This is a genomic window from Halobaculum magnesiiphilum (assembly GCF_019823105.1).
In the GTDB taxonomy this organism is placed as follows: domain Archaea; phylum Halobacteriota; class Halobacteria; order Halobacteriales; family Haloferacaceae; genus Halobaculum; species Halobaculum magnesiiphilum.
The window spans coordinates 757,684-781,943 of sequence record NZ_CP081958.1 but is presented as its reverse complement, the minus strand read 5'-3'; the positions used below and the strand labels follow the sequence as shown (position 1 = coordinate 781,943).

At 64.9% G+C, this 24,260-nt stretch carries 17 protein-coding genes and 1 pseudogene; 10 read left to right on the top strand and 8 right to left on the bottom strand.

Annotation, left to right across the window (positions count from 1 at the left end; translation table 11 throughout):
* Positions 1-30: 30 nt before the first annotated feature.
* From K6T50_RS03965 to K6T50_RS03945, 5 genes are all read right to left on the bottom strand, one after another.
* Positions 31-1,203 carry an ABC transporter ATP-binding protein gene (locus K6T50_RS03965; protein WP_222608113.1) on the bottom strand — a complete coding sequence of 391 codons (1,173 nt, stop codon included), beginning with the start codon at positions 1,201-1,203 and terminating at the stop codon, positions 31-33.
* Positions 1,204-1,306: 103 nt separating this feature from the next.
* Positions 1,307-2,191: a carbohydrate ABC transporter permease gene (locus tag K6T50_RS03960; protein WP_225935367.1), complete on the bottom strand. Its 885-nt coding sequence runs from the start codon at positions 2,189-2,191 to the stop codon at positions 1,307-1,309.
* Positions 2,191-3,129 (bottom strand): carbohydrate ABC transporter permease, encoded by a 939-nt coding sequence (locus tag K6T50_RS03955; RefSeq protein WP_222608111.1) that lies wholly within the window; start codon positions 3,127-3,129, stop codon positions 2,191-2,193. The genes K6T50_RS03960 and K6T50_RS03955 overlap by 1 nt, the downstream gene beginning before the upstream one ends.
* 51 nt (positions 3,130-3,180) lie before the next feature.
* Complete coding sequence (locus K6T50_RS03950) at positions 3,181-4,620, bottom strand: substrate-binding domain-containing protein (protein ID WP_222608110.1); 1,440 nt, start codon at positions 4,618-4,620, stop codon at positions 3,181-3,183.
* Between the two features lie 46 nt (positions 4,621-4,666).
* On the bottom strand, positions 4,667-5,692 hold the full coding sequence (locus tag K6T50_RS03945) for a zinc-dependent alcohol dehydrogenase family protein (protein ID WP_222608109.1): 1,026 nt from the start codon (positions 5,690-5,692) through the stop codon (positions 4,667-4,669).
* A gap of 279 nt (positions 5,693-5,971) precedes the next feature.
* On the opposite strand from K6T50_RS03945, the gene K6T50_RS03940 reads away from it, so the two are divergent.
* Both K6T50_RS03940 and K6T50_RS03935 read left to right on the top strand, forming a co-directional pair.
* Positions 5,972-6,736 carry an IclR family transcriptional regulator gene (locus K6T50_RS03940; RefSeq protein ID WP_222608108.1) on the top strand — a complete coding sequence of 255 codons (765 nt, stop codon included), beginning with the start codon at positions 5,972-5,974 and terminating at the stop codon, positions 6,734-6,736.
* 176 nt (positions 6,737-6,912) lie between these two features.
* A complete protein-coding gene (locus tag K6T50_RS03935; protein ID WP_222608107.1) occupies positions 6,913-9,090 on the top strand; it encodes an ABC transporter substrate-binding protein in 2,178 nt (725 codons plus the stop codon).
* 85 nt (positions 9,091-9,175) lie between these two features.
* Here K6T50_RS03935 and K6T50_RS19255 read toward each other — a convergent pair.
* Positions 9,176-9,268, bottom strand: a pseudogene (locus tag K6T50_RS19255) (glycosyltransferase); the annotation flags it as partial.
* A gap of 62 nt (positions 9,269-9,330) precedes the next feature.
* Between K6T50_RS19255 and K6T50_RS03930 the strand changes: the two are divergent.
* The 6 genes from K6T50_RS03930 (at position 9,331) to K6T50_RS03905 (ending at position 16,999) form a co-directional block, all read left to right on the top strand.
* Positions 9,331-10,038 (top strand): helix-turn-helix domain-containing protein, encoded by a 708-nt coding sequence (locus K6T50_RS03930; protein WP_222608106.1) that lies wholly within the window; start codon positions 9,331-9,333, stop codon positions 10,036-10,038.
* Positions 10,039-10,089: 51 nt separating this feature from the next.
* On the top strand, positions 10,090-11,517 hold the full coding sequence (locus tag K6T50_RS03925; protein ID WP_222608105.1) for an APC family permease: 1,428 nt from the start codon (positions 10,090-10,092) through the stop codon (positions 11,515-11,517).
* Complete coding sequence (locus tag K6T50_RS03920) at positions 11,510-12,700, top strand: M20 family metallopeptidase (protein WP_222608104.1); 1,191 nt, start codon at positions 11,510-11,512, stop codon at positions 12,698-12,700. The genes K6T50_RS03925 and K6T50_RS03920 overlap by 8 nt, the downstream gene beginning before the upstream one ends.
* Positions 12,701-12,761: 61 nt before the next feature.
* A complete protein-coding gene (locus tag K6T50_RS03915) occupies positions 12,762-13,901 on the top strand; it encodes a site-2 protease family protein (RefSeq protein ID WP_222608103.1) in 1,140 nt (379 codons plus the stop codon).
* Between the two features lie 146 nt (positions 13,902-14,047).
* A complete protein-coding gene (locus K6T50_RS03910) occupies positions 14,048-15,646 on the top strand; it encodes a Na+/H+ antiporter NhaC family protein (protein WP_222608102.1) in 1,599 nt (532 codons plus the stop codon).
* A 234-nt stretch (positions 15,647-15,880) separates the two neighbouring features.
* Positions 15,881-16,999, top strand: a complete 1,119-nt coding sequence (locus K6T50_RS03905) for an outer membrane protein assembly factor BamB family protein (RefSeq protein WP_222608101.1) — start codon at positions 15,881-15,883, stop codon at positions 16,997-16,999.
* 265 nt (positions 17,000-17,264) lie between these two features.
* Here the strand turns inward: K6T50_RS03905 and K6T50_RS03900 are convergent, their stop codons facing one another.
* Complete coding sequence (locus K6T50_RS03900; protein ID WP_222608100.1) at positions 17,265-18,611, bottom strand: FAD-dependent oxidoreductase; 1,347 nt, start codon at positions 18,609-18,611, stop codon at positions 17,265-17,267.
* Between the two features lie 467 nt (positions 18,612-19,078).
* The gene (locus K6T50_RS03895; protein ID WP_222608099.1) at positions 19,079-21,046 is read right to left on the bottom strand and encodes an aconitate hydratase; all 1,968 of its coding nucleotides are present in this window, start codon (positions 21,044-21,046) and stop codon (positions 19,079-19,081) included.
* Between the two features lie 320 nt (positions 21,047-21,366).
* On the opposite strand from K6T50_RS03895, the gene K6T50_RS03890 reads away from it, so the two are divergent.
* Both K6T50_RS03890 and K6T50_RS03885 read left to right on the top strand, forming a co-directional pair.
* Complete coding sequence (locus K6T50_RS03890) at positions 21,367-22,035, top strand: helix-turn-helix domain-containing protein (RefSeq protein ID WP_222608098.1); 669 nt, start codon at positions 21,367-21,369, stop codon at positions 22,033-22,035.
* Positions 22,036-22,257: 222 nt separating this feature from the next.
* Positions 22,258-24,252 (top strand): ABC transporter substrate-binding protein, encoded by a 1,995-nt coding sequence (locus K6T50_RS03885; RefSeq protein ID WP_225935366.1) that lies wholly within the window; start codon positions 22,258-22,260, stop codon positions 24,250-24,252.
* Positions 24,253-24,260: the final 8 nt, after the last annotated feature.

Here is a 24,260-nt window from a genome sequence, read left to right as displayed (position 1 = left end):
ACGGACCCGCGTGCGGGAGGCGCGCGGCGGTCAGTCGTCCCCGGCGGTCGCGTCCTGCTGGAGTCGCTGGGAGAGCGCCTCCCGTGCCTTCTCGTTCAGTTTCCGCTGGTGGATCGTCTCGCTGGTTCGCGCATCGAACAGGTGGACGTCCGTCGCCGGCGCGTGCGCGTACAGCCGGCGGCCTTCCGTGATCGGCCGCTGGCCGTCGATTTCGACGACGAACGTGTCGTCGTGCGACTGGTCGACCGGCCTGGCGTACACGTACGAGATGCTCCCCATCGGCTCGACCACGTCGACTTCCACCTCGAAACTGTTCGCCTCGACGGGGTCATCCGTGAGATCGATGTCCTCGGGCCGCGCACCCAGCGTCGCCGCCTCCCGATCGCCCACGCTCGATTCCATCCGGTCTGAGAGTTCGTACGTGAAGCCGTCACACGAGAGCGTGTCGCCCTCGACGGTAGCGTCGAAGAAGTTCATCGAGGGCGACCCGATGAACCCCGCGACGAACCGGTTCGCCGGCCGGTAGAAGCACTCCAGCGGCGTGCCGATCTGCTGGAGTTCGCCCTGGTCGAGCACGACGAGCCGGTCGCCCATCGTCATCGCCTCCGTCTGGTCGTGGGTGACGTAGAGGGTAGTCACGCCGAGGTCGTTCTGGAGCCGGTTGATCTCCGTCCGCATCGTCGTCCGGAGCTTGGCGTCCAGGTTCGACAGCGGCTCGTCCATCAGGAAGACGTTGGGGTCGCGAACGATCGCCCGCCCCAGCGCGACGCGCTGCTGTTGCCCGCCGGAGAGTTCGCCCGGCGTGTTGTCGAGCAGCTCGCCGATGTCCATCATCTCCGCGGTGGAGGTGACCTGCGCTTCGATCTCGGAGTCGGACATCGAGGTCGACATCTTCAGCCCGAAGGACATGTTCTCCTCGACGGTCATGTTCGGGTACAGCGCGTAGTTCTGAAATACCATCGCGATGTCCCGCGCCCGTGGACCGAGTTCGTTGACGAGCGAGTCGCCGATGTGCACGTCGCCCTCCGTCTGCGTCTCCAGGCCGGCCACGATCCGCATGAGCGTCGACTTCCCGCTCCCGGACGGGCCGACGAAGACGACGAACTCGCCGTCCTCGATGTCGAGGGAGACGTCGTCGACCGCGACGATCGACTCGTCGTCCCCGAACCGCTTCGTTACGCTGTCGAGTGTGATGCTTGCCATTAGTTGCCCTCCGTAGTGCGGCTGTCCGCCCCCGCCGCTGTGGGGTGGTTCGCGGTCGATGCGTCCCGCCTGCCCGTGCCGTGAGTCGGTCGTCGATCGCCAGTCATTCCTTGATCACCACGCCGAAGCTGAGCCCCGCGGCGAGGTACTTGTTCACCGCGATGAGGAAGATCACCACGGGGACGATCATCGCCGTGGAGGCGGCCGCGAGCATGCCCCACTCGATCGAGCGCGAGCCGATGAACGAGTAGACGTACAGCGTCACCGGAACGGCCTCGAAGCTCGTCAACACGAGCCCGAACAGCAGCTCGATCCACGCGAAGATGAAGCTGATAATCGCGACCGAGAAGATCCCGGGTTTGGCCGCCGGGAGGATTACCTTCCGGAAGCTCTGGAACCGGGTGGCGCCGTCGACTCGAGCGGCCTCCTCGAGCGTCTCCGGGATGCCGTCGAAGAACGCCTTCATCACCCACACCACCAGCGAGAGGTTGATGCTGACGTACATGATCACCATCCCGATCCGCGTATCGAACAGGTTCAGCGCCCGGAAGATGACGAAAAAGGGGATGACGACGGCGATGGGCGGGAGCATGCGTGAGGAGAGGATCCACACGAGCACGTCCCGCTCTCTCGGGATGTCCCACCGCGAGAGCACGTAGGCGGCGGGCACGCCGATCAGCAACACGAGGACCACCGACGCGGCGACCATGATCACGCTGTTCGCGAACGCCGTGACGAACTCGCCGCGCTGGGCCAACTGGATGTAGTTGTACACCGTCGGCAGGAACACCCAGTCCGGCGGCAGCGAGTTGGCCTGTCCCGGCGGCTTCAGCGACATGGACACCACCCAGTAGAGGGGGAACAACACGACGAACGACCACGTGAGGAGGACCCCGTGACGGGCGACTTTGACGAGGGTCTCGCGGGTCCCCTTCTCGAGGCGTTGGGAGCCGGTCGCCGACTCGGCGGGTCCGTCCCGGGTCGCCATCAGTCCCACACCCCCTCGAAGCCGACCTTCGCGATGACGACGTTCGCGAGCGCCACCACGAGGCCGAGGTAGACGACCGCCATCGCGGCCGCCACGCCCGGTTGGTTGTTGATGAACATCTGTTCGTAGATGTTGATGCTCACGAGCTGCGTGGCCGTCCCGGGGCCGCCCCCGGTCAGCCCGTAGACGACGCCGAACGTCCGGAACAGGTCGATCATCCGGATGAGCATGGCGACGAACACCACGGGCTTCATGTACGGGATGATGACGTGGAGGTACCGTCGCCACAGCGGCGCACCGTCGACCCGTGACGCCTCGATCAGCGTCTCGGGCACCGACGAGAGGCCGGCGTAGAAGATGATGAACATGAACGGCGTCCAGTTCCACGTGTCGAGCAGAACGACGGTCAACAGCGGCACGTCGGAGAGGAACGCCGGCGCCGCGAACGGCGTCGCCGTGTTGATGACGTACGGAATGATCCCGATCTCGCTGTTCAACATGATCCGACCGATCGTCGCCAGCGACACGGGGGCGACGGCCATCGGCACGATGAACAGGACCCGGTAGAACGACTTGGCGCCCGAGGAGTCCACGCCCGCGACGAGGGCGGCCAGGACGAACCCCAGGACGCTCTCGAGGAGCAACGCGCTGGCGACGACGGTGATCGTGATGACGAACGAGTTTATCGCGCCGCCGCGCGTGAACGCCGTCTCGTAGTTACGCAGCCCGACGAACTCGGCGTTCAGGACGTTCAGCGTCGGCTCGGCGATCAGGCTGAGGTACAGGTCGTAGGCGCCGGGGAAGACGGTGATCATCGCCATGACGATCACCATCGGCGCCATGAACCAGTACGGGAGGTACTCGTTCCACAGGTCCCGCACGCGGGCGAACCGCGGCTCGTTCTTCGTCGGCGCCTCCGTCTGTGTTTGGGTGCTCATGTGGGTTCGGGTGGGTCGTGTTGCGGATCCGAGTCTGGCGGTGTGGCGGCGTTATTCGTCGTAGATGTCCTCGGCGATCGACGCGGCGTCCGTCATCGCCGCCTCGGCGGATTTCTGGCCGGCGATCGCCCGCTGAAGCTCCTCCGAGTAGCGCTGGCCCCACTGGGGGTACTTCCGGTCGAACGGGTCGGGGGCGGCCTCCTGCAGCGATTCGAGCGTCACCTGGGCGAAGTTCTCGCCGACGCGCGAGCGGAACTCGTCGTTCTCCCAGACGGACTGGCGCACGGAGAACGCTGCCTCGTTCTCCAGGTGCATCCAGTCGTTGGTCGGCTGCGAGGTCGCCCACAGCATGAACAGGAAGCCCTGTTCGGAGTTCTCCGCGTTCTTCGAGGTGGAGATCTGCCAGTTGTACGCGTTGGGAGCGAACTCGCCGTCGGACGGCCGCGGCACCTTCGCGATGCCGATGTCGTCGGCGACCGACGACCCCGACCCGGTCAGGCCGGGCCAGAACAGGTTGGCGTCGGACACGATGTGGCCGGCCCGTCCCTCCTGCATCGTCGACAGGACGTCCGACCACGTCTGCGTCGAGGCACCCTCCGGGCCGTAGTCCTGAAGCAGGTTCGTGTACCACTCGGCCGCCTCGATGACGCCCTCCGTGTCGAGGCCGGAGTCGTCCGGGAAGTCGCTCCAGAGCTGTGCGCCGTGCTCGCGGATGAACGTGTTCAGGACGTAGATGTTCATCCCGTAGCCCTTCTCGCCACGGCCGACGGTGCCGACGACGCCCTCCTCGTTCTCGTGGATCGTCTGCGCGTTCGAGACGAACTCCTCGAGCGTCTCGGCGACCTCGAGGTCGTGTTCCTCGTAGAGGTCCGTCCGGTAGAACTGGGTCTGCACCTCGACGGTGATCGGGAGGCCCGTCCACGTGTCGCTGTAGCCGCCCCCGTGGGCCTGCCACCGGGACGACTCGAAGAGGTCGTCGGGCTGGTACCAGTCCTCGTCGTACATGCTGTCGTCCTCGAAGTACGGGTCGAGGGGCTGGATCCAGCCTTCGTTGCGGAACTGGTTCACCACCTGGTCCATGAAGAAGACGTCGAACTGGCCCGCGCCGGTACTCACGTCCGTCTGGCGTTTGGTCCGGAACTGCTGTTCCGGGAGGACGTTCCAGACGACCTCGATCCCGGTCAGTTCCTCGAACACCGGCACCGCGGGCTCGATCGCGTCCACCCACGGGTGCTGGACCGCGCCGATGTTGATCTGTGAGCCCTCGAACTGCGTCCAGTCGATGTCGGCGTCGTACTCGCTCAGCGGAATGGCGAGGTCGTCCGACCCGCCGTCGGAGCCGCCGCCGGATCCGCCGTCTGAGCCGTCGCCGCCGCCGTCGGTACTGCCGCCCGATCCGTCTCCGCCACGGGTACACCCGGCGAGTGCCGTTCCGAGCGTGGTTCCCGCGGCCGTTTTCAGTAGCGTCCGTCGATCGTATGTGTCCGTCATGGTCGTGTTCTGTGGGTTTCGTTGGCTGGTTAGCGAGCGATCCGAGTCACCGGTCGGGGTACACCATCTTCTTCAGTCCCTGTCGGTTCTCCATCTCGGCGAACGCCTCCTCGAGGCCGTCGAGGCCGAACTCGTCGGTGATGAGCCGTTCGACGTCGATCCGGCCGTTCTCGAGCAGCGTCACCGCCCGCGCGAACGTGTCGGGCGTGAGCGAGTAGGTCCCGATGACCTCCCGCTCCTCGTAGAACAGGTCGAACGGCGAGAGTTCGATCGTCGCGTCCTCGGGGGGAACGCCGAACACGAGCGTTCGGCCGCCCGGTCCCGTGAGCGCGTGGGCCTGTTCTGTCACCGTCGGGACCCCGACGGCCTCGATGGCGACGTCGACGTCGCCGACGAGGTCGGGAATGGCGCTCGTCGGGTCCTCGGCCGTCGGGTCGACCACGTGGTCGGCCCCGAGGTCGAGCGCCGCCGCACGCCGTTCCTCGATCGGTTCGGAGACGACGACGGTCCCCGCTCCGCTCGTCCGAAGCAACTGGACGAGCAGCAGGCCGATGAACCCGCCGCCGACCACGGCGACCGTTTCGCCGGTCGTCAGGTCGACCTGGTCGACGCCCTGGATACAGCAGCCGAGCGGCTCCGCGAGCGCCGCCGTCCGGTAGTCGAGGTCGCCGATCCGTTCGACGTTCCCGGCCGGGACGGCCACGTACTCGGCGAACGCTCCGTCGATGACGTGTTCGGCCGCGCCGCCGATCGACGTGAGATCCCGACAGAGGTTCTCGCGACCGGCCGTACACGCTCGGCAGTCGTGACACGGCACCGAGGGGTTGATCGCGACGCGGTCCCCCTCGCCGATGTCGGTGACGGCGTCGCCGGCCGCGACGACCTCGCCGGCGCTCTCATGGCCCGGCACCAGCGGGTAGTCGACCGTGAACGATCCGCTGTACATATGCAGGTCCGTCGTACAGACCCCACACGCACCGATCGCGACGAGTACTTCGTCCGGATCGGGGTCCGGTCGCTCCCGGTCGCTGGCCTCGATCGTGCGGGCGTCGGTTAGGGTGGCGGTTTTCATTGGCTCACCGCGTCAGAGCCCCACCCAAAGATAATGATAAAGCCATCGGCGTGAGCTGTGAACTGTCGATAGATAACCGCTAAACCGCGAAAACAGGAGAATTGGGTTGTTTTGCATGGCGAAACAGAAGTCTCCGAACCTTCATAATTGTTTGTTAACCGAGAGATCCGCTCCGTGTGACTATGTCTCACTCGGGATCTCGTGGCGGGGATCGGACCGCTCGATTTTGCTGTGGAGAACAAGTTCTAAATGGGTGGTAGTCGTTCGCACGGGGTAAGGATGACCGGCCGTGGCTCACAACGGGTCCAGGCGACGGTGCACTCCGTCCGAATACTGGAGCGGCTGGTCGAGGCCGGACGACCGATGGGGGTGACCGAACTCGCCGACGCGGTCGACCTCTCGAAGGGCGTCGTCCACACCCACCTCAACACGCTCGTCGACCTCGGGTACGTCCGGAAGGAAGAACAGTCGTATCTCCCCTCTTTCGGTCTCGTCGGTCTCGGGGACGGTGCCCGACGACAGCTCCCGCAGTTCGATCGGGTGCGACGCCGCGTCGACAATCTCGCTCGCGTCACGGGGGAGGTCGCGACGCTGTTCGTCGAGGAGGACGGCGTGGGCGTCTGTGTCTACGTCGCACCGAGCAGCGACGCGTGGACGCCGGAGTACACGAGCGGGAGTCGGATCCCCCTCCACGTGACCGCCCCGGGGAAGGCGATACTCTCGACGTTCGACGGGGCCAGGGTCGACGAGATCGTCGACGACCGCGGGCTCGACCGGATGACGGACAAGACCGTCACGGAGCGGGCGGACCTCGCCGCACAGCTCGGGAGCATCCGCGAGAACGGTGTGGTGTTTTGCAGAGGCGAACAGTCGGCGGACACGATCGGCGTCGCCGCACCGATCACCCCGCTCGAGCGCGCGCCAGCGGCGGCGGTCGGCATCTGTGGCCCGGGGGAACGACTGCGGGGACGGCAGCTCGAGGAGGACATCGCCGGGCAGGTGATAAGCACGGCGCGAACGATCCGGACCGACCTGCGCGGGTGAGCGTCGCCTTCGAGTGGACAGCCTCGCTGTGCTGTTGAGTCCTGAGTATCCCTGAGGACGGCCTGGATCAGTGTTCGATAGCTCCTGCGTCTGGGTAACGGGTATTCGAGAGCGCAGTATCGTCCACGGAGACCTCCCCACTCTTCAGTGAGTCGAGGATTTCAAGCTCGTCCGTTGTGCTCACGTGCCCGGTTACAGCCAGGGTACCTAACCGAGGATATCCCTCACACAGCGTTCTACGAGCCGATGTCCTCGGCTGTAAACTACCCCAAGGGTTATCTGTCACATTCTTTGATTCGGGCGACGTGTTCACGCGGTTATCAGTCGACGCGAACACGATGGAGGAGTCATCGGCCGACAACGACCACCACACACAAACACGCCGCCGTGTCTTGGCGGGGGCCTCGACCGCCGTAGTTACCTCCGCAGTCGCAGGTTGTTCCGGTCGAACCGGGAGTACACCCACGAACACACCGACGGACTCCGAATCCGAGACGGCCACACCAAGCAGCGAGCCATCGACCGACACCCCTCGAGCGGGTGGTGTGTTCACCTACGGGCTCTCCTCCCAACCGGATACGATGAACGTCCTCCGGACCGGGAGTGCCTACGCCGGCGTCGCGCTGGATCTCGTCTACGAGCGAGGGACGACGGTCGATCCGTTCACCTACGAGGTGCGTCCGAACGTCTACACCGACTGGGCCATCGAAGAGACGAGCGACGGCGGTGCGGATGTGTATATTGACGTCCGCGACGGGCTGACGTGGAACGACGGTGAAGAGTTCACCGTTGACGATGTTCTGTTCACGTACCGCTACCTCCTCGAACACGAACCCAGTCGGTATGTGAGCCTGCTCGAGCCCATCGAATCGGTCGAAGCCGCCTCGGGGGACTGGGACGTTCACCTGCGTCTGTCCGACGTGATCAGCACGTGGGAAACCAGACAGGTCGGCGGGGTTCCGTTGCTTCCGGAGCACCAGTGGGCCGGGACCGACCCCCAGACGTACGAACCGACCGAGAACGGGGGCCCGGTCGGTCTCGGTCCTGGTCGGGTAACGACGTTCGACCCAGCCACGGCGATGCAGGTAACGTTCCGCGACGACTACGAGAGTCTCTCCTCCCTGGACTGGATCGAGGAGCACGAGGACCTGGTCGCCGGTGGCCCCTACCTCGACGCGGTGAACTACCGGATCTACGGAAGCCAAAGCGCGTTGGTCCGGGCGTACTTCCAAGGGGAGGTCGACGCAGTGTACGGGAGCCTGAAACCATCGTACATTGACCAAGCGGAGTCACAGGAGGGAACGCAGCTGGTCGATGGGTACAGCAGCGGCTTCGCGTTCTTCGGCTTCAACCTCCGGCGGACCCCGTTCGACGACATCACGTTCCGACAAGCCATCTCGATGGCGTTCGACGACATCTACTGGACGGATCGGCTTCAACGAGGGTACGCGTACGACGGGGATTATCCCCACCCGCCCGGCTACCGTGCCGTTCGTCCGGAGTCCGTGTACGATGGGGAGCTTCTTACGGATCCCGCAACCGAGGCATTCGCGTTCCGAGGGTCGAGTGGCGTGACCGACATCGAGGGGATCCGTGCGTTCCTCACGGACGGTGAGGTTATCGATGGAACGGGCGGTACCTACGTCGGGAAGGAGTATCCGGGTACTCTTTCGGGGGTAACCGCCAGCCGGTCCAGTTCGCGTCATGACTACTCGCTCGGTCCGATCGAGAGCGAGACGTTGCGGGAACACGAAGGGTCGGAACAGGAACTCTACGTCGATGGGACTGCACTCTCGGAGGCACACGGCGGCCCGATCAGTCTGTTGATGGACCCCCCGAAGAAGAAACCGGCCGAGGCGCAGATGATCGAAACGTGGATCATGACGCTCAGGAGCTTAGGCGTCCCCATCGAGATGTCGCCCATCTCGTTCAACTCGCTTGTGCAGCGTGTCTTCTACGAGGAAGAGTACGACATGTTCCCGATGGCCTGGGCCGATACCTCGCCATACGGGACTCACCTGTACCGGTACTTCCACTCGTCACGTGCAGACGACCACAGCGACGGGAACCAGGATACCCCGAGTTACAATGCGACAGGGTACGGCCTTGTCAACGCCGGCGCAGACGGCTTCCTAGAGACGATGCGCCAGAGTCTGGATCCCGAAGAGCGCAACCGTGCGGCGGCCAAGGCGATCGAACGCATCTATCTTGATTGCCCGTACATGACCTGGTATTATCCAAAGACCCGCTGGGGCGTGGACGGGCAGAACTTCGATGGCTACGTCAACGATATCGCCAGCCCCTATTACGCGAATTGGCCGCTGACGGTCCAGCAGCTTCACCGGACGGAATGAGAACATGAAGTGAGTTTCCGAGGCGTCCTAGGTTGTTGAAACGGCTGATACATTTTCCGACAACTGCAACAGCTCGATCTCCGTTGTCGATCAGCTCGTCGGCCGCGGAGTCGGGGTGGTCGGCCGCGATGACGGTGCAGTCGGCGGCCATCGTCTTCGCGACGGTGATACCGAAACCTGCACCCACTCGAACGAGCGACGGTGGGGTAGTCTTTTGCCAACACATCTCATACTCGGGGTATGGAACGCGGTATAGCGGGGACAACAAACGGCGAAACGGGCGTCCGTGTCAGACTCGACATCTGGCACCCCGACTGCTGGACGCTCCGCGTGACCGAGTCGACCGAGGGCGGGCTGCTGGGTCACGGCGTCCACACCATCGACGGGCGGGCGACGGGTCGGTTCACCGCCTACGGCGAGTCCACCGAGATCGTCGACGAGCTGATCGCGGCCATCACCGAGTCCCCGCTCACTCACTCGGTTTGGGAGACCGACGAGCAGCGGAGCGTTCCCGAGCCCGTCGCCGGTCACGCCACGCGCGGCATCGTCGTCGAGTACGACATCGAGAACAGCATCAACGACGCGCTCGTCGCTCGCGGGTTCATCCCCGACGAACCGGTCCGGATAGCGGACGGCCGCGAGTACTGGACCGTCCTCGTCAACGAGAGCCGCGAGACGGTCCACGATAGGTTGGAGGAGGTCCGCGCCGAGAAGAACGCCGACGTGCGCGTCGAGCTCATTACCGCCCCCTCCGCCGGGACAGGCATGTTCAACACGGACGACCTCTCGACGCGCCAGCGCGAGGTATACGAACTCGCCCGCAGCGAGGACTACTACACGTGGCCCAGGGAGACCAGCGCGGGCGAACTCGCCGAGCGGCTCGACGTCTCGAAGGCGACGTTGCTCGAACACCTCCGGAAGGCCGAGTCGAAGCTCCTCGGCGCGTAGCCTCTCATTCTAGCCACCGATCCTTTGACTATCGTTCGTCCATGCGAGCGTATGTCATCCACACAGAGACGCGACAGTAACAGCCTCTCGCGCGATATCGGGTTGCTCGGTGCGGTCAGCACCGTGGTCGCCGGCACGCTCGGCGCCGGACTGTTCGTGACGCTCGGGACGGCCTCCTCGACCACGGGGCCGAGCGTCATCCTCGTCGTCGTGCTCTCGGGGATCCTGGCGATGAGCATCGCGACCAACTACTCCTGGATGGCGACCATCTTCCCGGCCGCCGCGGGGTCGTACGCGTACATCTCACGGACGTTCGACAGCCGCCTCCCGGGCTTCGTCGTCACGTGGTCGAAGTGGCTCGGCTACATGGCCGCCGACGCCGCCCTCGCGATCGGGTTCGGGAGCTACTTACAGGTGTTCTACCCGAACGTGACGCTCCCGTTCGGCATCGACTTCACCGTCGGCGCCGGCTTCGGGCTGCTCACCGTCCTCTTTCTCGTGAACCTCGTCGGGTCGAAGGGGTACAGCGTCTCCCAGAACGTCATCTTCGGCGCGCTGATCCTGTCCATCCTCGTTCTCGTCGTTCCGGGGACGGCGAACATCGACGCGGCGAACTACCGGCCGTTCTTCACCGGCGGGTTCGACGGGTTCATCGCGGCCGCCGTGCCGCTGTTTTACGCCTACATCGGCATCGCCGTCGCCGGGCAGATGGGCGCCGAGGTGAAGAACCCCTCGCGGAACCTCCCGCTGGCGATGGCCGGCGGCACGGCCATCCTCATCCTGCTGTACGTCTGGACCGCGGCGGTCATCTACGGGGTCGTCAGCGACTACACGGTGCTGGCGAACTCCGCCCGGCCGCTCGCCACCGCCGCCGAGGTGTTCCTCGGCGAAGCGGGCACCGCCATCGTCGCGATCGGCGGCCTGCTCGCGACGGCCTCCAGCGTGCACGCGGTGATGGCCGCCGGCATCAAGATGCCGTACTCGTGGGCGTGGGACGAGGTGTTCCCGACGCAGTTCGTCGCCGTCAGCGACCGGTTCGGGACGCCGCACTTCTCGCTGTTGACGCTGTACGTCGTCGCCTCGGCGCTGACGTTCTGGTCGACCGGGCTGGCGCAGGCCATCGCCATCGCCACGTTCAGCTACCTCATCGCGTACTTCAGCGTCTCGGTGACCGTGTTGTACATCCTCCTCGGCGACACCGGCCTCGGCGAGGCGGCCGGCTTCGATCTCGGCTACGGGCTGTTCGCCACGGCGGTCGTCGCCATCATCGGCTCCGGCGCCCTCCTGACGCAGGCGTATCAGGGGTCGCTCCAAGTGTATGTCCCCTGGATGGTCGTCGGCCTCGCCGTCTTCGGCGCCTACTGGTACCGCGGCAAGCAGTCGGACACGGACGTGGAGGCCATCCTCGCGACGCTGCCGGGCGTCCACTCCACGGACGCGGAACACGACCCGGACATCGAGGTAACGTCCGATGACTGACGTCGACCCGGAGGAGATCATCGACCTCCTCCAGGACCTCGTGCGGATCCCCAGTCCGTACTTCGAGGAACACGAGTGTGCCGAGTTCGTCTACGAGTGGCTCGCGGAGCGTGACCTCGACCCGACGTACCACCACGTCTCTGAACCCGAGATCACGGAGTACGAGGGCGACAACGTGATCGCTCGACTGGAGGGGTCGGACCCGGACGCGCCGACGCTCCTTCTGAACGCGCACATGGACACCGTGAAACTCGTCGAGGCGTGGGACGAGGACCCCTGCTCGGGCCGCATCGAGGACGGGAAGCTCTACGGCCAGGGCGCCTGCGACATGAAGGGCGGACTCGCGTCGGTCCTGGTCGCGTTCGCGGCGCTCGCGGAACGAGACCTGAAGGGTGACGTGCTTCTCACCGCTGTCGTCGACGAGGAGGGCCCCTACGGGCTCGGCACGGACCGGCTCATTCGCGACGGCTACACCGACGACGTGGACATGGCCGTCGTCACCGAACCGGGGCCCGTCCTCGCGCAGGAGGACCTCGAAAACCCCGCGCTGTTGCTCGGCGCACGCGGTCGGTTCCTCTACGACGTGACGATTACGGGCGAGGCCGCCCACGGCTCGCAGCCGTACAAGGGGGTCAACGCGGTCGTCGACGCCGGGATGGTCGCGGACGCGCTCGACAACCTAGCCGTGGGATCGCATCCGAAGCTGGGCGACGGCTCGACCTGTCCGATCCTGCTCGAAGGCGGAAGCCAGACGCTCTCGGTGCCCGAGTCGGCCCACCTCATGGTCGACCGGCACGTCGTCGTCGGCGAGACCGAAGCGGGGGTCCGTGCCGACGCCGAGGAGGCGATCGACGCGCTCGACATCGAGAGCGAGGTGGCGGTGTCCTTCCGAGACGCACCCGACCCGGACATGACGTACGGTCCCTACGTCACCGACGAGGACCACCCGCTGGTAGGGGCGCTGCAGTCAGCCTCGCGCACGGTCACCGGCAAGCCCCCCGCACTCGGCTACTTCGCCAGCGTCGGGGACTTCAACTACCTCGGCGACCGGGCCGACCTGCCGACGGTCATCGTCGGCCCCGACGGCGAGAACATCCACAGCGCGGGCGAGTTCGTCTACACCGACGAGGTGATCGAGGTGGCGGAGATGCTCGTGGCGGCGGGAGAAGAGCTGCTGTGTTGATCTGCGAACACTGAACTTCCACGTTCACGTCACTTACCTGTCCCCGGGGAGAGCACGAACCGTGCGAAGCTACACCATCACGGAGATCTGGGACATCCCGATCCGCATCAACACCTCGCTGTTGATCTTCCTGCCCGTGCTCGCGTGGCTCATCGGTAGCGGCCAGCAGATCGCGTTCTACGCCGGGATCATCGAGGGGTTCACCGGCGTCGGGTTCGACCTGGCGGTCCTCGGCGCCGGCGCGACGCCGTGGGTGATCGGCATCGCGGCCGCGGTCGGCCTGTTCGTGAGCGTCCTGTTCCACGAACTCGGCCACTCGTGGGTCGCGTTGCGCTACGACATCGGGATCGAGTCGATCACGCTGTGGATCCTCGGCGGGCTCGCCGCCCTGGAGTCGGTACCCAAGGAGTGGAACCGCGAGTTCTGGATCGCCATCGCCGGCCCGGTCGTGAGCGTGCTCGTCGCCGCCGTGTGTTACGCGGGCGCGCTCGTCGTCCCGGGTTCCATCCCGGTCACGCGGTTCGTCCTCGGCTACCTCGCGTTCACGAACCTCCTGTTGGCCGGGTTCAACCTCCTGCCCGCGTTTCCGATGGACGGCGGCCGGATCTTCCGGGCGCTCCTGGCTCGCTCTCGACCGTACGGCACCGCGACGCGGATCGCCGCACGGGTCGGCGTCGTCTTCGCCTTCCTGTTCGCCATCGTCGGCGTCGTCTCGTTCAACATCGTCATGCTCCTGCTGGCGTTCTTCGTCTACGGCGCCGCGACGACGGAGTCACGGACGGTCCTGCTGGATGAACTCCTCGAGGGGATCACCGTCGGCGACATCATGACGCGCGATCCCCCGACCGTCTCGGTGGACACCACGATCGAGGAGCTGGGCTCCCGGATGCTTCGCGACCGGCAGACCGTCCACCTCGTCACAGATGACGCCGGGGCGGTCGTCGGGCTCGTCTCGCTGTCCGGGCTCCGTTCGGTTCGGGGGGACGACCGCGGGTCGACCCGGGTCGAGGCGGTGATGCAGGAGGTTCCGCGGGTCGACGCGAGCGCGGACGCCTTCGACACGCTCGCCACGTTGAACCAGGCAGGCGGGTCGACCGCCATCGTCGAGGAGGCGGGCGAGCTCGTCGGTATCCTGACCGAATCGGACTACGCGCACGCCATGACGGTCCGCAAGGGGTTCCGAAGCGGGATCAGTGGGTAGGGACCGGTTCCCGCCGCGACAGCGCATCCCTGTCGAACGGAACCGATCTCTCCGTAATACCGCACCTTTGGCGACCGACACAGTACGATCTCGCGGCGGTGGGATCCCCGGAGAAGTTTACATAATATCTTGCTGTATGTTCACATATGGCAGAATTCGGCGCGCTCTCGCTCGTCCCGCCGCTGCTGGCCATCGTGCTCGCGATCGCGACCCGGAAGGCGGTGCTGTCGCTGTTCCTGGGCATCTGGTCCGGCGGCGTCATCGTCACGGGCGGGCTCGGGCTCGGACAGACCTTCGACTGGATCGCCGCCGCGATCGGCGACAGCGTGTTCCACGCCCAGATCATCATCTTCACCCTGCTGCTGGGGTCGGCGGTGGCGATGATCTGGCGGCTGGGCGGCTCACACGCCGTCCGGAACTGGGCGATCGACCGCATCGACACGAAACGAAAGGCGGGCGTCGCGGCGTGGCTCCTGGGCGTCGTCTTGTTCTTCGACGACTACGCCAACACGGCCGTCGTCGGGAGCACGATGAAGGACGTCTCCGATCACCTGAAGGTCTCCCGGGAGAAGCTGTCCTATCTCGTCGACTCCACGGCGGCGCCGGTCGCGACGCTCGCGATCTCCTCGTGGGTCGCGTTCCAGCTGTCGATGATCGAGTCGGGCTACGAGGCGACGGGGTTGGCCGCCGACGAGATCCCGGACACCTTCGAGGTGTACCTGCAGTCGATCCCGTACAACATGTACGCGATCCTGGCGATCGTGATGGTCGGGATCGTCGTGATCAGCCAGCGCGATTACGGGGAAATGCTCACGGCCGAACACCGCGCCGCCGAGACCGGCAAGGTGACCCGCGACGACGCCCGACCCATGCAGGACGTCGAGGCGGAGCTCGGCGAGCCGAACGTCGACGACCCGAAGCTGCTGTCGTTCTTCCTGCCCATCCTGGTGCTGATCGGGGTCACCGTCGGCTCGGCGCTGTGGACGGGCTACGGGCCCGGCGCGACGCTGTACGACATGGTCACCGGCGCCGACTACGCGGTCGCGTTGATCTTCGGGTCGTTCGCGATGGTAGCGACGACGTACGCGCTCGGGTACGCCTACGGGCTGCTCTCGCTGGGCGAGAGCGTCGACACCACCATCGACGGCTTCGGGATCATGCTGACGGCGGTGACGATCCTCGTGCTCGCGTGGGGGATCGGCAACGTCGTCGAGGCGCTCGGCACGGGCGACGTGGTCGCCGCTTGGGCCGAGTCGGCCGGCCTCTCGGCGGAACTGCTCCCGGTCGTCGTGCTGTTCACCGCCGCGTTCATCGCCTTCTCGACGGGGAGCTCCTGGGGAACGATGGGCATCGTGACCCCGATCGCCGTGCCCGTCGCCTGGAACATCGCCGGCACCCACACGATGGTCGCGGTCATGGTCGGGATGGTCTTCTCCGGGGCCATCTTCGGCGACCACTCCTCGCCGATCTCGGACACGACGGTGCTCTCCTCGACGTTCACCGGCGCGGACCTCATCGACCACGTCCGGACGCAGATCTACTACGCGATCACCGTCGTGGTCGTGGTGGCCGGGCTGATGCTCGTCTGGGGGTTCACCCGGATCAGCCCGTTCGTGCTGCTCCCGGTCGGCGTGCTGGCGCTGGTCGGGCTCGTCTACGGCCTCTCGGAGTTCGACGCCCGGCGTCGCGGCCTCGACCCGAAGTCCGCCGGTTCCTCACCGGACGTGCCGACGGCGGACGACTGACCCCGGGGAGGACTCTCCGGACGAAGTCGTACTACCCCCTGTCGATTTACGCGGTGGGGGGACACGTACTGATCGAGACGGCCACTACCGGCTGACTCGTCGGTCCGACGGGATCCGGGCTCACTCCGTAGCCGAAACGTTTATTCAACTATCATATCGAGTTCGTGTTAATGTTCTATCGCCGACACGGCGGCGACTGTGAATCACACGGAGTAGTTCAGGCGGTGGGAAGCGATGAGTGAGTCGTCAGAATGGCTGATGCACGGGCCTGATGCCGCACAGACATCTGCGGTCAACGGAACGGGACCAACCGATACCGTCGTCGTCTCACCGCTAGTCGAGACGGGACAGTCGCTTACAGCGGGCCCCGTCCACATCGATGACACGCTGTATATCGGCGAGAACGGGTATCCCGATGACGACACGCACGTGTATGCGATCGACGCGGCGGACGGGAGCGTCCGGTGGAACGCGGCTGTGGACTCAGTCGATGCACAATCGCTCGCGATCACTGGAGACACGCTGATCGTCGTCGAGAGTCTGACTCCATTCGACGGTGAGACCGCCGGCGCGATCACTGCACTCAACCGCCATACTGGTGCTGTTCGGTGGCGAACGGAGACGGACGACTGTGTTCTCGCGGCACCGACAGTTGTCGATGGCACAGTGTATGTCGGCTGTACCGATCAAACACTGTACGCGCTCAGTGTGGCGTCCGGGGAGATCGAGTGGACGTACGAGACGCTCGGCGACATCTTCTCGCCACCCGCAGTAGTCGACGGCACGGTGTACGTAGGCGGCGGGGAGTACATCTATGCGATCGATGCGGACGACGGAACCCGACGCTGGTGGTTCGAGACCGACGATCACGACCTGTTCGACGCGCCGCCCGGCGGGGGAACGCGCAACGCGATCGCCGTCGCCAACGGAACTGCATACGTCGGATCCGGGGACGGGTTGTTGTATGCACTCGACGCGACGACCGGGACGGTCGAGTGGCGGTTCCGGCCCACGGAGGTAAACACGACCTCCGGGGCCCCGTCGATCACGTCCTCCCCGGCCGTCGCTGACGGGGACGTCTACTTCGCAACCGCCGGTGACGAGGTGTACTCCGTGAGTGCGGCCGACGGGGTCGAGCAGTGGTCGGTTTCGGTTCCGCGGTCCGGCGATGCACGCCCGATCGTAACCGACGAGATGCTCTATCTCGGAGCGGGTGTGCTTCGCGGGTTCGACCGGGAGACGGGTGCCGAGCGGTGGAAGGCGACGGCGATCCGGGGCGGCCAATATCCGATCTTGGTCGATGAGACGTTGTACGTTCCGGGCAACGACAGGACGTTGTACGCAGTCCGATAAGACGCAGCGAGGTCACGCCTCCCGTTCGATTGCTACAGTAGCCTCACTCACCGGGCAACTGCACCCCCCGATGGTCCAATAACGGAACCTCCCGTGGTCTCTGTCGAAACCGCGAACGATTACTCAGCTCCGGAAGGAGGGCTCATTCTCGATATACCGGTCTCAGCCGTCCATTCCTACTCGATGACTGGAGAACGAGGTTGACGTGTTTCGCCGTTCATACACTCCGAGAAGCTTGTTCCGATGGCGGTTACAGTGCAGGCCGTCATGACGGCCAGAGGACGCGGGCGGCGATGTGCGGGTGGAACAAACTGGTCGGTTCGCGTTCGAGCCGGAGCACCCGGTAGAACGCCTCGGCGACGGTGGCGTCGGTGTGGGCAGTGGCAACCACCCGGTCCACGTAGCGATTGAACAGCCCGACACCGGTCGGCTTCGTTCCCGTCGTTTCCTCGAACTCGAAGTCCGCGCCCACCGCTATCTGCCACACGACATCGAGGTGGTCAGCGACACGGTCGAAGAATCGGACGCCGATGTTCTCGGGGCCGTTCGCGATCGTGTGATGCAGTTGCAGCGCGTCGAGCGCGGCCGCGGACATTCCCTGCCCGTAGATCGGATTGAAGCTCGCGATCGCGTCCCCGGTCACGACAAGTCCGTCCGGGAACCGTTCGAGGTCATCGTACCGACGCCACTCGCTGGCCGGAAACGGATACCGCGCGATCTCGTCGCTCCGCCACTCGCGTTCCCGGAGCAACGTCGCGAGTTGATCGGACGGCAGCGCGTCAGCGAACCCGAGGTATCCAGGCCGGTCCGACGGCGGGTGATCGCCGTGCAGTCCGAACAGCGTCACCAGCCATCGATCCGCTTCGATCGGAACTGCCGTCCCGCCTCTCGTAGTCGGCGCGGACGGAGCACACAGGTACGCCGACGTGTCCGCGGCGGGGCGATCAAGTATCACGGTACCGTAGGCGAGATCGATCTCGACCCGCTGTGTCCGAGGCGTCGGGTATCCGTGCTCATCGAGCCACCGTGGCGTCTTCGACCTGCGTCCCGTCGCGTCGACGACGAGATCGGCGTCGAGCAGTGTCTCGTCGCCGTTGGGGTCAATGAACGAGACGCCCTCGACCGTGGCCGCGTCGGCGGCAGTCTCGTACTCGGTGACGTGACACTCGTCCCGGATCGTGACTCCGGCCGTCGCGGCGACGCGTCGTCGCGTGATCTGTTCGAACAGCGCTCTGCTGGCGCAGGGCATCAACATCTCCGGCTCCGCGGCCGCCAACACAGCGCCGTTCTCGTAGTAGTCCAACTCCCGACAGGCGTCGATGATGACCCCGCCGGCGGGTTGCAGCTCCGACTGGTAGCCGTCGAAGAGGGCTTCGAGAATCACGCGGGCGGGCTCGAGCATCACGTGGACATGGTTCGCCTGCGGGATGCCCGGACGTGCGACGGCCTCGTCCGGCAGCGGGTCCCGTTCGAGGAGCGTCACCCGGTCGTATCCGTCGGCGAGCACGCGAGCGGACAGCAACCCTGCCATGCTCCCGCCGCCGACGACGGCGTGTGCGCCCACGTCACCGACCGCTGACTCGTCGTACTCGGCGACCGATTCGAGTACCATCGCTGCTCACAGACAAATGAAAATCAAACTATCTGTAGCTGGGGGTTCGATCCGTGGTCTCCCGGTCGGATATTACCATGACTTCGGTGGCGGTTCTCACATGTCCGCGATCGGTTCACTCAAGCGGAATTGGGGATCGCTGCGGACACGACGCCGGTGACGCTTCGCAAGCACCGGAACGCACTCGAGTAGAAAGATCCGCTGTTGTGTTGAGGGGAGCCCCGCTTCGAAGAGGTCGCGAGCGTCGTGACGACGCTGCAGTCACACGCCTGTGAGCTCACAGGTCCGTTGATTGTCGCCGACCAGTGACTCGAGGAAGAACGCGAAGAGAGCACGACCTCGGTCCCGGACAGCCCCTCGGCAACAAACCATTCGGAAATCCCCCGATTTCAGACGGGAGGACAGAAACTGTAGAACCCGGAGTGAAACCAGTCAACGTATCCGGCGCCGTCTGCCGGAGGGTCCACCTACGACTCCTCGTCAACGCCGTCGGCAAACGCTCGCCGGGTGTGCGGAAGTTTCCCGCCCGCAACGAGCAGATCGCGTTCACGCTCGTTGGCGTCCAGACGGGCGTTCGCCTCCCAGTCGTTGTTCACTCGGACCGTGAACGTCCGGCGACCGCTCTCGACCACCTCGAGCGCGTCATCGACGAGTTCGATATCGTCGCCCTGCTCGATCTCGTCATACGTCTCCTCGTCGATGGTTAGCGGGAGTAAGCCGAAGTTGATCAGGTTCGACTTGTGAATGCGGGCGAACGACCGCGCGAGGACCCCGTGAATTCCGAGATACATCGGACAGAGCGCGGCGTGCTCCCGCGATGACCCTTGGCCGTAGTTCTCGCCGGCAACGAGGAAGCCGCCGTCGGCCTCCGCGGCGCGGGCAGCGAACGTCTCGTCCACCCGCTGGAGCGTGAACTCCGAAAGTTTGGGCACGTTCGAGCGGTATACCGACACCTCCTGGGTCGCCGGGATAACGTGGTCGGTCGTGATGTTGTCCGGCATTTTCAGGAGCGCCGGTCCCGCCAGATCGCTGCCGAGGGGGTCCTTCAAGGGGACCTCGTCGATGTTCGGCCCCTTGACGAGCCCGTCGTCAACGGCCTGCTCGGGCATGATGATGTCCGACTCGCTGGCGCCGATATACCGCTCAGGGTATTCGAATCCCGGTGCCTCCAAGTCGCCGAGTTCGTCAGCCAGGTCGCGCGGATCCGTGATCTCCCCTGTGAGGGCCGTCGCCGCGGCCACCTCGGGCGAGCAGAGGTAGACCACGTCGTCTTCCATGCCGGACCGCCCCTCGAAGTTGCGATTGAACGTACGGACGCTCACGGTGTCGGAAGCGGGGACATGGCCGGCCCCGATACAGGCGCCACACGTCGCCTCGGAGAAGTTGACGCCCGCGGCCATCAACTCGGCCGTGTGCCCGTTCCGTGCCAGCATTTCGGCTGCCTGTTTCGATCCGGGCGCGATGATCGTCTCCGTCCGCTTGGCTACCTCACGGTCCCGGAGCATCTTCGCGACGGGGAGGATGTCCTCGTATGCGCCGTTGGTGCAGGAGCCGACGAGTACCTGTTCGGTCTCCGTCCCCGCAACCTCCCGGACCGGCACGACGTTATCGGGCATGGACGGGCAGGCGATCAAGGGTTCGATCTCCGAGAGATCAACCACGATCTCGTCGTCGTACTCCGCGTCGTCGTCGGGTTTCAGTTCGACGTAGTCTTCTGGCCGGCCGAGGCGCTCGAAGAACTCCCTCGTTCGCTCGTCCGTCGGGAAAACGGAGCTTGTCGCACCGAGTTCCGTTCCCATATTGGCGATAACGGTGCGCTCGTGGGCTGAGAGGCTCTCGACGCCCGGACCGGTGTATTCGAACACTTTACCGACGCCGTGTTTGACCGAGAACCGGCGGAGGAGTTCGAGGATGACATCCTTCGCCGTCGACCACTCGGGAAGCTCGCCCTGGAGGCGGACGTTGACGATTTCGGGCATGTCGAGATAGTACGGTGCGCCGCCCATCGCGGTGGCTACGTCGAGTCCGCCGGTGCCGATTCCGAGACACCCGAGACCGCCAGCGGTCGGCGTGTGCGAATCGGCGCCGATGAGGGTCTTCCCGGGCGCCGTGAAGTTCTCCTTGTGAACTTGATGGAGGATCCCTGTCCCCGGTCTCGCAAAGTAGGCGCCGAAGGTGCCCGCCGCCGAACGGAGGAACCGGTGATCGTCGGACACCTTGAAATCCGGTTGGTAGGTCTGGTGGTCGCAGTGTTGGCCAGCTACCTCGACCTGTACCTCGTCGAGGCCGAGCGCCTCGAACTGCAGCCACGCCATCGTCCCGGTCAGGTCGTGAGCGATGGTTTGATCGACCGTAATGCCGATCTCCTCGCCCGTCTCGATCTCGCCGTCGACGAGGTGGTCTTCTAGCACCTTCTCCGTCAGTGTCCCTTCCATAACTACCGGTGTTTGCACAGTGCAACACAATAACAGTACTCCGCCGCTGAGCGAGAGAAGGACTGTACCTTCGAATGGTTCATCCGCCTGCCACCGAAACAGCCATTCAAATGACATTATTCTGGATTCCGTGCTGTTCTCGCCGCCCGTTCAGTCGGCACTCGCTGAGAACGGAGGCTCAGCGCCGCGCTCCGCCAATATTAGACCTCTAACCAAATTTTATATGTGGGTCGTGGGAACGCTCAATACACCCTGGGTGGTGATCTGGTATCCTTCGAATCGAGTTTCGGACAGATGCGTCCGGGGTCGTACGGGATCTCATGGAACGGATCCCGGACGGAGAACGGATCGAGTTTGAGAACGCGTTCTACGCGGACGAGGGCAACTGGATCGAGTCGCTCCTCGTCACGTCACGGTCTCAATTCGATCCGGAGTCGGTGACGGAGGACCTCTCGCGGGTGGAGCTGTTTCATCACGAACGAGTATCGGGCCCGACCGTCGACAACGCGAGCTATCGACTGACCGTCGTCGCCCGGGAACCCTATCCGTTCCTCCTCGGTGTGATCTTACGTGGAAGGGCGATCCCGAATCGACTCCAACTCCACCACGACTCGTTTGAGGGAGTTGTTACCGTCAAGGAGTGGGAATCGTTTCGAGCGCTCGCAGAGCAGATCGAAGAACAGTTCGGACGGTTCAAGCTATTAAGCGTCAATCAAGTCGAAACCACCGGCGAACCGTTCGGCAGCGGGCAACTCGGGCGTGTCCTGCGGAACGAACTCTCGCAGGAACAGCTTACTGTCCTGCAAACCGCCCACAGGCTCGGCTACTTCGACGTTCCACGGAAGGCGTCGGCGGATGACATCGCCGCCGAACTCGATATCGCACAGTCGACACTCAGCGAACGGCTCCGGCTCGCGGAGCAGCGGCTGTTCGACCTCGTCTTCTCGGGGTCCGGAAGCGAACGGGCCGGGGACACGAACGAGCCCTAATCTGTCCGCGATCTGATCGAGCGAATCGCGATCGATCCCAATGTAGCGCCCCGTTACTTCATGTCGAATCCTCATTGTATTTCTGAACTATCATATTGCGGTCCGCTTGGCGTATCCAACCGAGTCGCTCCCGTCGCTCCCGGCATACCTAATAAAGGATGATGCATATTGGCGGCCATCGGGAACAGGTTGAGGCAGATACCACCTATTCGATCAGGTGGTATGTCGCAGGACAAGCCGTTCGAGATCGAATCGGGGACGACTGGAAACGCATCGCGCCGGCGATTCATGCGGATCGCGGGTGCGGCGGGAATGGCCGGGCTGGCGGGATGTGGAGGGAACCAATCCGATGACGGTAACGGAGGCGGTGGCGGTGGCGACAACGGTGGTGGTGGCGGTGGCGGCGGCGGCGGTGGCGGCGATGGCGGTGGTGGTAACGGAGGCGGTGAATCCATCGAGACACGGTTCTGGGAGGAATGGCCCGTCGAGACGAAAGGTGTCGATGTCAACGACGAGGCGATCCAGTTCGAGTACACGGCCGTCGAAGGACAGTCCGTGCCGGAGGTCGATACGCACTTCGCGCAGGCGGAGACCCCGTGGATGCGCGAGTTCGCGCTGGAGGTTCAGCAATCGTTCAACAACATCGGCGTCCCGGTGAACCTGATCACCGTCCAACCCAGTACTCGGTACGGCGAGTTCTGGCGGGCGGACATCGGGCACCCGGTGCCGGTGACGATGAACCTCCACGGTCCGGACCCCCAGCGTGGCCTGGATCCGAACCCGTTCCTCATGCGCGCGCACCCGGAGACGGGCGGGAACTACTACAACTACAAGAACGACGAGATCACGGAGCTCCTCGACGAGCAGGCGCAGACGATCGGCGACGTGGAGGCACGCGCCGAGATCTGCAAGGAGATCCAGCGCAAACTCAGTGAGGACGCCTACCTCATCGCGGCGAACTTCCCGGAGGTCATCACGGTGGCGAACACCGCGGACTGGGAGGGGTACGTCCCGACGCCGGGTAACGGAACGACTCGGGACTCGTTCATCTGGACGCAGGTGAACCTCCAGCCGCAGGGCGACTCGACCACCTGGGTCAAGGGCGTCACGTCAGGGATGCAGGGGACGAACCTCCCGTTCTCCAGCGGCGGCCAGGAGGAGAAGCGCCTCCTCAACGTCTATGACGGATTGTTCGACGCCTCCCCGGAGCTCGAGATCGTCCCGGCGCTGGCAACGAACGCCGATGTCGTCGACGACACGACCGTCGAGATGGACCTCCGCGAAGGTGTCGAGTGGCACGACGGGGAGTCGTTCGGTCCGGACGACGTCAAGTTCAGCGTCGAGATGTACAAGGAGAACAACGCGCCACAGCAGGGGGCGTTCGTCCGGACGATCGACAGCGTCGAGATCGTCTCGGAGAGCGGGGGCGGGCGCGTCAGGTTCAACCTCACCGAGCCCGACGCGGCGTTCCTCACCCAGCGCGTGGTCCGCAGCGCCATCATCCCGAAACACCGCTGGGAGGACGTCGACAGTCCCGCCGAGTACAACCCCGACAACCCGGTCGGAACCGGCCCGTTCTCGTTCGTCAACTGGGAGCAGGGCTCCGAGCTCAGGCTCGAGAAACACGAGAACAACTGGATGTGGGACGACGACGTCCGGGAGGAACTCCTCGGCGACTACTTCGTCCCCGGCGACGGGATCGACGAGATGGTCCACGCGAACGTGGGCAACGTGTCGACGCTCATCGGCGCCATGCAGTCGGGCGACATCGACGCCATCGGGACGACCGTCTCGAACCTGCAGGCCGACCGCGCTGCCCAAGGGAGCGGCGTCGAGAAACAGACCGCGCGGAACTACGTCCCCACGGACGTCCACCTCAGCCACCTCGTTCCGCTGTTCCGGGACAAAACGTTCCGTGTCGCGCTGAGTCACGCCTTCGACAAGGAGGGATTCGTCCAGAACACGCTCGGCGGGCGTGGTGAGGTGATCGAGGGACAGAACCTCCTCACACCACTCCTGACGCCGTTCCACGGGGAAACCGAGCCGTACGAGTACGACGTCGAGGGTGCCCGTCAACTGCTCCGGCAGGCGGGGTACACCTTCGACGACCAAGACATGCTGGTGTGGCCCCAGGGCGACGCCTGGGACGCGTTCGCCGAGCGCGTCGAGAACGGACACGCCTCCCGCTCCGAACTCGATCAATCCGACTTCTCGTAACTAGCATC